Source organism: Pseudenhygromyxa sp. WMMC2535 (assembly GCF_011083025.2).
The window spans coordinates 3,990,058-4,000,112 of record NZ_JABJWV010000001.1; the positions used below are offsets into that span (position 1 = coordinate 3,990,058).

9 protein-coding genes are annotated in these 10,055 nt (G+C 70.1%); 5 read left to right on the forward strand and 4 right to left on the reverse strand.

Translation table 11 applies throughout. The features are described from left to right. Positions 1-123 precede the first annotated feature (123 nt). From G6O69_RS15685 to G6O69_RS15700, 4 genes are all read left to right on the forward strand, one after another. A complete protein-coding gene (locus G6O69_RS15685) occupies positions 124-1,095 on the forward strand; it encodes a CocE/NonD family hydrolase (protein WP_172304309.1) in 972 nt (323 codons plus the stop codon). Between the two features lie 177 nt (positions 1,096-1,272). Next, a complete protein-coding gene (locus G6O69_RS15690; RefSeq protein WP_172304310.1) occupies positions 1,273-1,956 on the forward strand; it encodes a hypothetical protein in 684 nt (227 codons plus the stop codon). Positions 1,957-2,068: 112 nt separating this feature from the next. Further along, on the forward strand, positions 2,069-2,581 hold the full coding sequence (locus G6O69_RS15695) for an endonuclease V (RefSeq protein WP_172304311.1): 513 nt from the start codon (positions 2,069-2,071) through the stop codon (positions 2,579-2,581). Between the two features lie 8 nt (positions 2,582-2,589). After that, positions 2,590-2,730: a hypothetical protein gene (locus G6O69_RS15700; protein WP_172304312.1), complete on the forward strand. Its 141-nt coding sequence runs from the start codon at positions 2,590-2,592 to the stop codon at positions 2,728-2,730. Positions 2,731-3,498: 768 nt separating this feature from the next. Here G6O69_RS15700 and G6O69_RS15705 read toward each other — a convergent pair. Then, a complete protein-coding gene (locus G6O69_RS15705; protein ID WP_172304313.1) occupies positions 3,499-6,573 on the reverse strand; it encodes a tetratricopeptide repeat protein in 3,075 nt (1,024 codons plus the stop codon). Positions 6,574-6,620: 47 nt separating this feature from the next. Between G6O69_RS15705 and G6O69_RS15710 the strand changes: the two genes are divergently transcribed. Beyond that, positions 6,621-7,436 carry a sigma-70 family RNA polymerase sigma factor gene (locus G6O69_RS15710; RefSeq protein ID WP_172304314.1) on the forward strand — a complete coding sequence of 272 codons (816 nt, stop codon included), beginning with the start codon at positions 6,621-6,623 and terminating at the stop codon, positions 7,434-7,436. Positions 7,437-7,470: 34 nt separating this feature from the next. On the opposite strand, the gene G6O69_RS15715 is transcribed toward G6O69_RS15710, so the two are convergent. The 3 genes from G6O69_RS15715 to G6O69_RS15725 all read right to left on the reverse strand — a co-directional run bounded on the left by G6O69_RS15715 (position 7,471) and on the right by G6O69_RS15725 (position 10,007). Then, positions 7,471-7,839, reverse strand: a complete 369-nt coding sequence (locus G6O69_RS15715; protein WP_172301254.1) for a hypothetical protein — start codon at positions 7,837-7,839, stop codon at positions 7,471-7,473. Between the two features lie 153 nt (positions 7,840-7,992). Then, on the reverse strand, positions 7,993-9,084 hold the full coding sequence (locus G6O69_RS15720; RefSeq protein WP_176396864.1) for a hypothetical protein: 1,092 nt from the start codon (positions 9,082-9,084) through the stop codon (positions 7,993-7,995). A 41-nt stretch (positions 9,085-9,125) separates the two neighbouring features. Beyond that, complete coding sequence (locus tag G6O69_RS15725; RefSeq protein WP_172304316.1) at positions 9,126-10,007, reverse strand: LysR family transcriptional regulator; 882 nt, start codon at positions 10,005-10,007, stop codon at positions 9,126-9,128. Positions 10,008-10,055 lie beyond the last annotated feature (48 nt).

A 10,055-nucleotide genomic window follows, 5' to 3' on the forward strand; every position in this document is an offset into this window, starting at 1 on the left:
CGCGGCGGAACATGCACGGGGGACCGGCCGGGTGCAAGCGCGAGGGCCCCGCCGCTTCGCGCTCACAGGCCGATGCGCGCGGGTGAAGGGCGCTCGCGGGTCGCGCGGACGTTACAATGAGCCATGCGCGAGATCGCCTCGGGTTCGGGCAAAGGGGTCTCGGCTGCGCTGCTCGGGCTGTGCCTGGCCACGAGCGCGGCCTGCGGGCCTGGGCGTGCGAGCCCGAAAGCGCCCGCGGACGCCGGCTCCGAAGCCTCGGCCGCGAGTGAGGAGCGCCCTGTCGAGGCCGCGCGTGCGCCCTATCTCGGCCGCCGTCACGCGCACGCAACGGTCCTGCGCGAGCGCGGCCCCTCCCCGGGGAAGTGGGCCGAGCTCACGCCCCCGCGCGAGGTGGCGGCGGTCGCCTACCCCTCGGGCGAGCTCGAGCTTCAGGCCTGGTACGCCGAGCCCTACGCCGCCGCCCCCGGCTCGGCGCCGGGCCTCGTCTACTTTCACGGCGACTTCGCCTTCGAGCGGGCCGACTTCGAGGCCGTGCGTCCCTTCGTGGACGCGGGCTTCGCCGTGATGACGCCCATGCTCCGGGGCGAGAACGGCAACCCCGGAGACTTCGAACTGCTGTGGGGCGAGGTCGACGACGGTCGGGCGGCGGTCGAGTGGCTCGCGGCCCAGCCGGTCGTGGACCGCGAGCGCGTCTACGCCTTTGGTCACAGCATCGGCGGCGGCGTGGCGGCGATGCTCAGCCTCTACCCCGAGCTCCCGCTGCGGGCCACGGGCAGCTGCGGGGGGATCTACGTGCCCGAGACCTTCGGGCGCTGGGCCGCGAGCGCGCGCGACGAGAAGCTGGTGCGCTTCGACCCCAGCGACCCCGAGGAGACCGAGCTGCGCGTGCTCGGGCCGAACCTCGCGTGGATGGTCCGGCCGCACGTGGCCTATGTCGGCGAGGGGGATCCGTGGTTCATCGACAACGCGGGGGCGCTCGCGGACCAGGCCTGGACGCTGGGGGTGCCCTTCGAGCGGGTGATCGTGTCGGGAGATCACTCGGGGTCCTTGGCCCCCGCGCTGGTGGACTTTCTGGTGCGAAGCTCGAGTCTGTGACGCGATGCGGCCGCGTTTCGAGGGCGAGGGCCCCCGAAATTATCGTCGAGTCTCGAGCTTCGTGGGCAAAGGCGAGTTGGTGTGCTCGAGTTGTCGTACGCGTGGAGCCGAGGCGCTCGTCCGACCCCTGAAAAATCGCGAACGGAATTGAAGGGGAGCGGGACGAGTAGGGGTGCAATGACGACTTCCTACTCACCACGAAAATTCCAACGCATCTACGACCTCGACCTGATCATCGCCTCGCGGGCCAACATGGCCGTCGGCGACATGGTCTGGGACGCGGCTGGGATCATCCCGCCTCGCCTCGATCGCCCCGGGGCGCCGCGCAACGTCTTCAACGCCCTCGAGGTGATGGAGGAGATCAGCGCCGACGAGCGTCATCGCCTGCAGGCAGTCGCCGAAGCCACGCCCCTTGGGTCCGGGGACATGGCCAACATCTCGATGCACGTCGAGGCCCACCACGCTGGCGGCTTCGAGTATCCGGCGATCACCGAGGTGACCACGAAGATCGAGCTCGACAAGCTGAGCGCCTTCAACTTCAGCAACATCCAGGTGCGGGCCATGTCCAACGACCTGCGCGTGCGCATCGATCGCCTGCTCAACGGCGTCAAGAACAACCAGTGGGGCAAGTACGACATGACGATCCGCCGCTCCTTCATCATCACCGAGCTCTACTACGGCTCGATCTCGGTCTGCCTCGACACCAAGCTGGCCGTGGCCGCCGACGTGGAGGTCCTGACGGGGGCCGGCTTCACGCTCAGCGGTGATGACTCGGTCAATCGCGTCGAGACCTACACCATGGATATGCCGCAGGTGCCCTTCGCCATGCGCCTCGAGATGACCAAGCGCTTCGCCTCCTGAGCGCGCCTTGAACCACGAGCTGCGTCGGCCTCGCCGGCGCAGCTCGTCTGCGTTGCGAGGGCCACGATCTCGGCGCTGGCGCTCCCCGTCGGGGCTGCTACTCCTGCACGTCATGATCGTGTGCGTCGACGTCGACTACCGCGACAGGCCACAGGGCAAGACCGCTGCCGTCGCCGCGGGCGTCGTGCTGCCGGACTTCAGCGCGCCCCAAGCTGCGCTCGAGCGCGTCTGCCACATCCCCGAGGTCGCCGACTATGTCCCGGGTCGGTTCTACGAGCGCGAGCTGCCCTGCGTGCTCGCGCTGCTCGACACGATCGCGCTGCCCCTCGAGACGGTCGTCGTCGACGGCTATGTGATCCTCGACGCGGCTGGGCGCTACGGCCTCGGCGGCCACCTCTATGAGGTCCTCGGGCGCGAGCTGCCGGTCATCGGTGTGGCCAAGAACCCCTTTCGCGACAACCCGCCGGCGATCGAGGTCTGCCGCGGCGAGAGCAGGCGCCCGCTCTTCGTCACGGCCCTCGGCGTCGACCCCCGGGCCGCCGCCGAGCAGATCGAGCGCATGCACGGGCGGTTTCGCCTGCCGACCATGCTCAAGCGGGTGGATCGCTTGTGCCGTGAGAGCTGAAGGTGAGCATGGCAGAGTCCGAGCTCGAGCGCTCAGGGAACCATGCACACGCCTACGTCTTCGAAGCCCTCCAGGGCCTCACCGTCTGCGAACAAGGGCAAGCAGCTGGTCCCGGGCTGGTCTGCGCAACCCTGGTCGCCGAGGGCTAGCGAGCAGTAGCCTGCGCAACAAGCCGACTCGGCACAGTCGACCAAAAACTGGCTGTCGATGCAGATGCTGCCTGGTGTGCAGTCGTTGATGTATCCGCAAGATTCACCGATCGGGATGTCCTGCGACGTTGTTACACACTCGAAGCTCGAGCCATCCCAGTAGCAGCCGGTCCCGGCGGTGTGACACCCTTCCTGTGTAATGGGGTCACAAATGGGCGTACAGACGAAGAAGTGCCACAGGCAGGTGCTCTTGGCCGGGCACTCGAGTTCGTCGGTGCCGCCCTGACAAAAGGGTAAACACTGGCCCTCGTAGTTTTCATTCGTTGGGAGGCAAAAGCTCTCGGCGTCGCAGTCGTCGGTTGCGACGTCGAGGCCGTCCGACGTGCATGCTTCGCCCACGGCCTGATCTCCGAGGACGGGGACGCAATAATAGTCAATATTCCCATAGATGTAGTGGGGGCACACTTTTCGCCAGCGCCGCAGTCTTGAGTGAAGGTATTACATGTTTGCGGCGAGGGAGGGATGTCGGGCTGGGGGACGAAGCCCGCCGAGGTGCTGCTGGTATCGGTATCGGTATCCGCGTCGGTCTGGGAGTCGCTCGAGTCTTCGCTGTCGTTGGCGCTCTCGGTGGTCGCGCTCGTGCTCGCGTCATCGGACGCGCTCGCGTCCCCTTCGTCGCCCGAGAGGTTCCCGGGGCCACAGGCCAGGACGAGCAGGGCACCGACGACCAGAGGCGTTCTCGTTGTCATGGCGTCATGCTACCAGATCCTACTTTCGGCGGGCGAGCCAAGTCCGGGCATCGGCGGCGCTCTGCTCGTCGCCGTTGTCGAGATAGAGCCCCGCCGCCTCTTCGGCGAGCTCGCGGGCCCTGTCCTCTTCGCCGCGCTCCCACAGCGCCCGGGCCAGAGCGTAGGTGGTCTGGGCCATGAACACGTCGTCGGCGTCGAGGTCTCGCTGTCCTTCGAGGGCGCGCTCGAGCTGCTCGATGCCAGCTTCGTCTCGGCCGCGCTCGAGCAGCAGCCGGCCGAGGTGGCTGCGGGCCTCGGGCTCGCTCATCGGCACCGCCAGCTCGACGGCGCGGCGATAGGCCGACTCGGCTGCCTGCATGCGCCCGAGCTGCTGTTGCGCGCGGCCGAGGTTGATCAGTATCGCCGACAGCTCGTAGTGGTCCTCGCCCTTGCCGGAGGCGAGCAGCGCGAGCGCGCGCTCGTACTCGACGAGGGCCTCTTGGTGGCGGCCGGCCTTGGCAAGGCCGATGCCGAGGTTGTGGTGGGTTGGGACCAGGTTCGGGTGCTCGGGGCCGAGGGTGCGGCGCTGAGCGTCGAGGACCTCGCGCAGCAGCGCGACGCCGGCCTCGCTGCGATCGAGGTTGATGAGCACGTCGGCCTCGAGGCCTTGGACCGTGAGGATGATCGGGTGGTCCTCGCCGAGGCTGGCGGCGAGCTTGGTCCGCGCCGCGCCGGCGTAGCGCAGGCTCTGCTCGTAGTTGCCGCGATCGGCGGCGAGCACCGCGAGGTTGAACTCGGTCTGGGCGACCAGCTCGTGATCGGGGCCGTAGGCCTCGGTGAAGCTGTCGAGGTTGAGCGCGAAGAGCCGGGCGCACTCGTCGTAGTCGCCGAGCACCCGCACCAGGCCCGCGAGGTTGTTGCGGATCTTGGCCGTCTCCGGGTGGCGCTCGCCAAACAGGGCCGTGCTCAGCGCCGTCGCCTGGCGCATGTGCGGCTCGGCGCCAGCCGTGTCGCCGATGGAGAAGAGCGCCGCGCCGAGGCTGTTGTGGGCCACGGCCCGGGAGTGATCGTCGTTGACGAGTTCGAGCGCCGCCTCGAAGGCCGCGACGGCGGAGCGCGGCTCGCCGGCGCTGTACTCGAACCAGCCGAGGTTGGTCTGGTAGTCGAAGCTCAGCTCGACCGGATTGCCGATGCGTCGCAGCCAGGCCCGAGCGTGGGCCGCGGCCGCGCGACCGCGCTCGAGGTCGGCCTGGATGTGGCCCTCGGCCCAGAGCTTGCGCACCCACAGCGTGGCGAGCAAGAGGTCGTGGCCGCTGGCCTCGGCGAGGAGCAGCGCCGCGTCGAGCTCGGCGCTGGCCTGATCGTGATCGCCGGCGGTGACGAGGATCCAGCCGAGCTCACCGTGGAGCTCGGCGAGGATCGGCTCGAGGCCCGGGTCCTCGGCGCGGGTGATGAGCTCGCGAGCGAGGGCCTCGGCCTGCTCGAGGCGGCGGGCGCTGTGGAGCAGCTCGACCTTGGCGAGCTCGCGGCGCAGGGCCTCGGCCTGCTCGCGGGCCGCCGGGGTCTCGGGCAGAGGCGTGGCGGCGCGCAGGAGCTCGAGGTCGTCGCAGACCGCGGCCGGGCTGAGCTCGGCCAGCGCCGTCAGGCTCCGGGCCGCGCTCGACTCGTCGCCCTCGTCCCAGTCGAGCTGCAAGAACAGCTCGAGCTCGTCGCGGCGGCGCTCGAGGCAGGCCACGCGCAGGTCGTGGGTCTGCGCCGACTCGAGGCCGAGCTCGAGGGCGAGGCAGACCTCGTGTCGGGCGCGCGTCCAGGCCTGGGCGCGCGCGTCGATGGCCGCGCCCAGGGCCGTCGCCATCTCGTCGAGATAGGGTTTTTCGAAGCTGCGCAGCCGGGTCGCGAGGCGCTCGCGGGCCGCCGGGTTCCAGGTCGCGTCGAGCTCGCTGCGGGTCGCGGCGCAGCTTTGTTCTGGGAGCAGCACGGCCACCGGCGGCGGCTCGCCGCGGGCCAGGAGCAAGGCGGCGACGAGCCCGAGGCCGGCCGCGCCCAGGGCCGCGCCCCGCAGCAGCCGGCGCGGGCGGGTCATCGCGCGCTCCAAGGCGGTGATCAGCGCGCCGAGGTCGGGGTAGCGGGCCCTCGGATCCTCGGCGCGGCCGCGATCGATGATCTTGCGCAGCTGCGGCGAGACCCGGACCTGCGCCGCGTCGAGGGCCTCTGTCAGGGCCACGCACAGGCTGTACTGATCGCTGCGGGCCGTGACCGCCTCGCCGCGGCGCTGTTCACCGGCCATGTAGGCCGGCGTGCCGGCGACCGAGTGGGTCTGGGCCAGGGCCAGGGTCTCGTCGCCGCCGGGCCGCTCGTCATCCGAGCGCAGCGCCAGGCCGAAGTCGACGACCACCACGCGCTCGCGCTCGACGATCACGTTGTCGGGCTTGAAGTCGCGGTGGACGACGCCCTTGCGGTGGGCCGCGTCCAGTCCGCGGGCGGCCTCGATGAACAGGCCGACGATCTGCGCGGCGCTCAGCCCCGCGCCGGCCCGCGCCGTCGCCAGGTGGGTGCGCAGCGTCGGCCCCGAGAGCTTCTCCATGGCCAGGTAGATCCGCCCGTCGTGCTCGCCGGCGTCGTAGACCGTGACCACGTTTGTCGCCGAGAGCCGGGCCAGGGTCCGCGCCTCTCGGAGCTGGCGCTCGCGGGCCTTGGGATCGCGGGGACGGTCGAAGGCGATCTTCACGGCGACCGCGCGCTCCAATGTCGGATCCCAGGCCTCGTGGACCACCCCCATGCCGCCGGTCGCCAGCCGCCGGAGGATCTCGAAGCGACCGACCCGGGTGCCGGGGGTCAAGCTCACGCGTCCACGCCGACGCTCGCGCCCGTGGCCATGGATGGCTGCGTCGGGGCTGTCCTCGTCACAATCGTCGTCGCAAAGCGAGTCGCTGCCCTCGGTGGGCGCCGGCTCGCTGCCCTCGGTCCGCGCCGCCTGGCGATCGCGGGCGAGCAGGGCGACGACCCGCAGCCACTCGGGCTGACGATCGAGCGCGGCCTCGACCGCCGCGCGCTCGTCGGCGTCGAGCGAGCCGTCGAGATAGGCCGCGATCTTGGTCTCGTCGAGGGTGATCATGAGCTGCCCGGCTCCTGGGGGCCCGTGTATACTCGCGGTCTTTCGCCGTGCAACATCAGCTGCCGCCCGATCTCGACCGCCCGGAGCTCGCCAGCGCCCTCGAGCAGCTCGCGGCCAGCTGGAGCGCGCTGCATGGCCTCCCGGAGCTCTTCGACGCGCTGCGCCGCCACGAGCTCGGCTCGCAGACCGCCGTCAACGTCGAGCTCGGGGATCTCTACCTCGCGCTGCGCTGCGCCGCGCACGACCCCGAGGCCCTCGCCCGGCTCGAGGCGCGCTGCATCGAGCCGCTCGGGGGGGTCATCGGCCGGGTGGATCCCTCGCCGGACTTCATCGACGACATCAAGCAGCGCGTGCGCACCAAGCTGCTCGTCGCCGAGGGCGAGCGGCCGGCGCGGATCCGCAGCTACGCGGGTCGCGGCCCGATCGACGCCTGGGTGCGCATCGTGGCGATCCGCGAGGCGACCAGCGAAAAGCGCCGCAGCCAGCCCTGGTCCGACTCGGACAGCGGGAGCCTCGACGTCGAGGCATCGCTGACTAGCCCCGAGCTCGGCCTCGTCAAGGAGCAGTACCGGGTCGAGTTCGAGCAGGCCTTCAGCGCGGCCATGGCCGGGCTCAGCCCCGAGCAGCGCAACTTGCTGCGCCACCACTACCTCCACGGCCTGAGCTTCGACCAGATCGGCGGGATCTATTCGCTGCATCGCTCGAGCGTGGCCCGGCGGATCGACAAGGCTCGCAAGACCCTGCTCGCCGAGACCCGCCGCGGCCTGGCCGCGCGACTGGCTACGAACCGCGACGAATTCGATCGCCTGTTCGCGCTGATCGCCAGTCGCATTGACCTGTCCATCGAGCGGCACCTCGGCTGATCCGGCCGTTGGTCCGGGTCTTCGGTCGGCCTGCTCAGCTCGGGACGCAGGCGTCGAAGGCCGCGTTGCCGACGTCGACGCAGTCCCAGAAGTCGGGGCAGTCGGTCCAGTCCTCGCAGGGCTTCGAGCAGTAGCCCCAGTCGTCGTCGCCGGTGACCAGGCAGACGCTGGAGGAGCAGTCGTCGGTGTACAAGCAGGCTTCGCCGAGGTCGTCGTCGCCGCCGGAGTCACCATCGGAGTCGCCACCGGCGTCGCCGTCGGCGTCACCACCGGAGTCGCCACCGGAGTCGCCACCGGAGCCGCCCGAGCCGCCGCTGGTCTCGTCGGCGACGTCGTCTCCGCCGTCGCCCTCGTCCCCATCGCAAGCGGGGGCCAGGAACAGGAGGGGGAGGGCGAAGAGCATTGTCAGTTTGAATGAAGCGGTCATGTCACCTCCAAGACGCGACGCGCTCGGGGGCATCTCGATTTTTTTGCAGCCGGGGCTCGGGGCTCGAACGCGGGGCAGCTCACACGCGGACGCGAGCCGACTGCTCGTCGAGCTCGTGGTAACCGCGTGCTACTGGCAGGTCGAGCCGATGGCCTCGACCAGGTCGTAGTCGAACTCGCCGGGGACGCAGCCTTGGTCCGGAGGGCAGTCCGCGTCGGTCTTGCACTCGCCGCAGGTGCCGAGCTCGAGCAAACCCATGTAGTCGACGGGCGCGCAGCTGCCCGAGGCGCAGACTTGGTCGCCGTTGCCCTCGAGGTCGCAGTAGCTGTCTTGCGCCAAGCTGCCGGCGTCGATGCAGTCCTCGACCCCCGAGAATTCTCCGAAATCGAACAGCGGCACGCACAGCTCGCCCGCGCCACAGTCCGCGTCCTGATCACAGAGGCTACAGGTGCGGAGCTCGATGACGCCGATGAGCTTGGCGACCTGCGCACAGACGAGACCGTCCTGACAAACGCCGTCGGAGCTGCAGCCGCCCCCGAGCTCGCCCATGTTGCAGGTCGAGCCGATGCTCGCGTTGGGGTTGTGGGGGGTGCAGCCGCCGTTGGGGCAGTCCTCGTCAGCGTCGCACTCGCCACACTGCGCGCTCAAAATGGAGATCGTGTAGCACTCGCCAGACAGGCACTGGTCGCCGCTGGCGTTCGTGCACGCTTCACCGTTGGACAAGAGGTCGCCGGTGGTGCTGGAGGACCCCCCTTCTTCTTCTTCCTCTTCCTCTTCTTCCTCCGAAGAAGACTCTGCGCCCGACTCCGAGGAAGACTCTGCGCCCGACTCCGAAGAAGACCCCCCCGATCCGGAGCTGGAGGACGAGCTCTCGCTCGGACCGTCATCGTCGTCGTCGACGGCGTCATCGGGATCATCGGGGTCGTCGTCCGCGCCGCTGGAGCTCGACTCCGCGTCTGCCTCGTCCACCCCCGAGCTGCTCGAGGACTCGCCCTCGCCACCGGATGACTCGGACGATGACCCCGATGATTCCGATGATTCCGATGATCCGGACGATGAATCCGACTCCGATGACTCCGATACCGCGGTGTCGACCTCGTCCGAGCCATCCTGAGACTCACCGATCTCCTGGCCGGTGCCCTTGGTGTCGGGCAGGCACGCGAAGGTCAGGGGGAGCAGGGCGAGGGCGAGAACGCGGGCGGGAGCGCAAAGCATGGCCAATGGTTGTTCCTCCAGGCCGCTGAAAAGATCATCGTTGAATTTCAGACCCCCGTGAGCAGCTGCCACAGCCTGGCGCTGGCGCTGGAGACCGGCTGGCGAGCGCGCCGCAGGGCCACGTAGCGCAGCGAGGGCAGGTCGCGCACGGGGACGCCGACCAGGCCGCGGGGCAGCCGGCAAAAGTCGTTGACGACGGCCGCGCCGACGCCGAGGGCGGCGAGTTGCAGGATCAGCGCCCAGCCGCTGGCCTCCACTGCCACGCTCCAGTCGACGCCGCGCTCGTCGAGGGCGCTGGCGAGGGCGCGCCGCAGCGGGCGATCCCGAGGGGGCACGATCAGGCTCAGCCCGGCGAGGTCCTCGAGCTCGACGGCCGCGCGCTCGGCCAGGGGGTGGTCGCGGGGGAGCACCAACATCTGGCCGACCTCGGCGACGAGCTCGGCCTCGAGGGCGCCGGAGGCCAGGGCGTCGTCGCCCTTGTCGCTCGAGCTCAGGGGCAGCACGCCGACGTCCGCCCGGCCCTCGCGGACCGCCGCCAGCGTCGCCGGGGCGTCGCCGACTCGCAGCGCCAGGGCGTTGGCGCGCCCGCGGGTGAAGCGACGGATCCCCGGGGCGAGCAGGTAGAGATAGGCGCCCTCGCCGGCCTGGAGCACCACCGGGGCGTCGTCTTGGCCGTGGAGCTCGGCCAGCAAGGCGCGCTCGCGCGAGCGCAGCTCTCGGCCAAAGGCGGCCACGCGTCGGCCGGCCGCGCTGAGCTCGAGGTTGCGGCCGCGGCGGTGGTAGAGGGGCGCGCCGACCTCGTCTTGGAGCTTGCGGATCTGCGCGTGCAGAGCCGGCTGGGACACGTGCCTGAGCCGGGCCGCGTGGGTGAAGTTGAGCTGGTCGGCGAAGTCGACGAAGGCGTCGACCCACTCGAGGTTCAGGCGCATGCCAAACTATCGCATGAAATTATAGTTCATCATGAACTACTATTTTTC

Excerpts from the sequence above, each read along its gene's own strand:
- G6O69_RS15690 (WP_172304310.1), top strand. The coding sequence starts at position 1,273 with ATGACGACTTCCTACTCACCACGAAAATTCCAACGCATCTACGACCTC.
- G6O69_RS15685 (WP_172304309.1), top strand. The coding sequence starts at position 124 with ATGCGCGAGATCGCCTCGGGTTCGGGCAAAGGGGTCTCGGCTGCGCTG.
- G6O69_RS15695 (WP_172304311.1), top strand. The coding sequence starts at position 2,069 with ATGATCGTGTGCGTCGACGTCGACTACCGCGACAGGCCACAGGGCAAG.
- G6O69_RS15725 (WP_172304316.1), bottom strand. The coding sequence starts at position 10,007 with ATGCGCCTGAACCTCGAGTGGGTCGACGCCTTCGTCGACTTCGCCGAC.
- G6O69_RS15700 (WP_172304312.1), top strand. The coding sequence starts at position 2,590 with ATGGCAGAGTCCGAGCTCGAGCGCTCAGGGAACCATGCACACGCCTAC.
- G6O69_RS15715 (WP_172301254.1), bottom strand. The coding sequence starts at position 7,839 with ATGCTCTTCGCCCTCCCCCTCCTGTTCCTGGCCCCCGCTTGCGATGGG.
- G6O69_RS15705 (WP_172304313.1), bottom strand. The coding sequence starts at position 6,573 with ATGATCACCCTCGACGAGACCAAGATCGCGGCCTATCTCGACGGCTCG.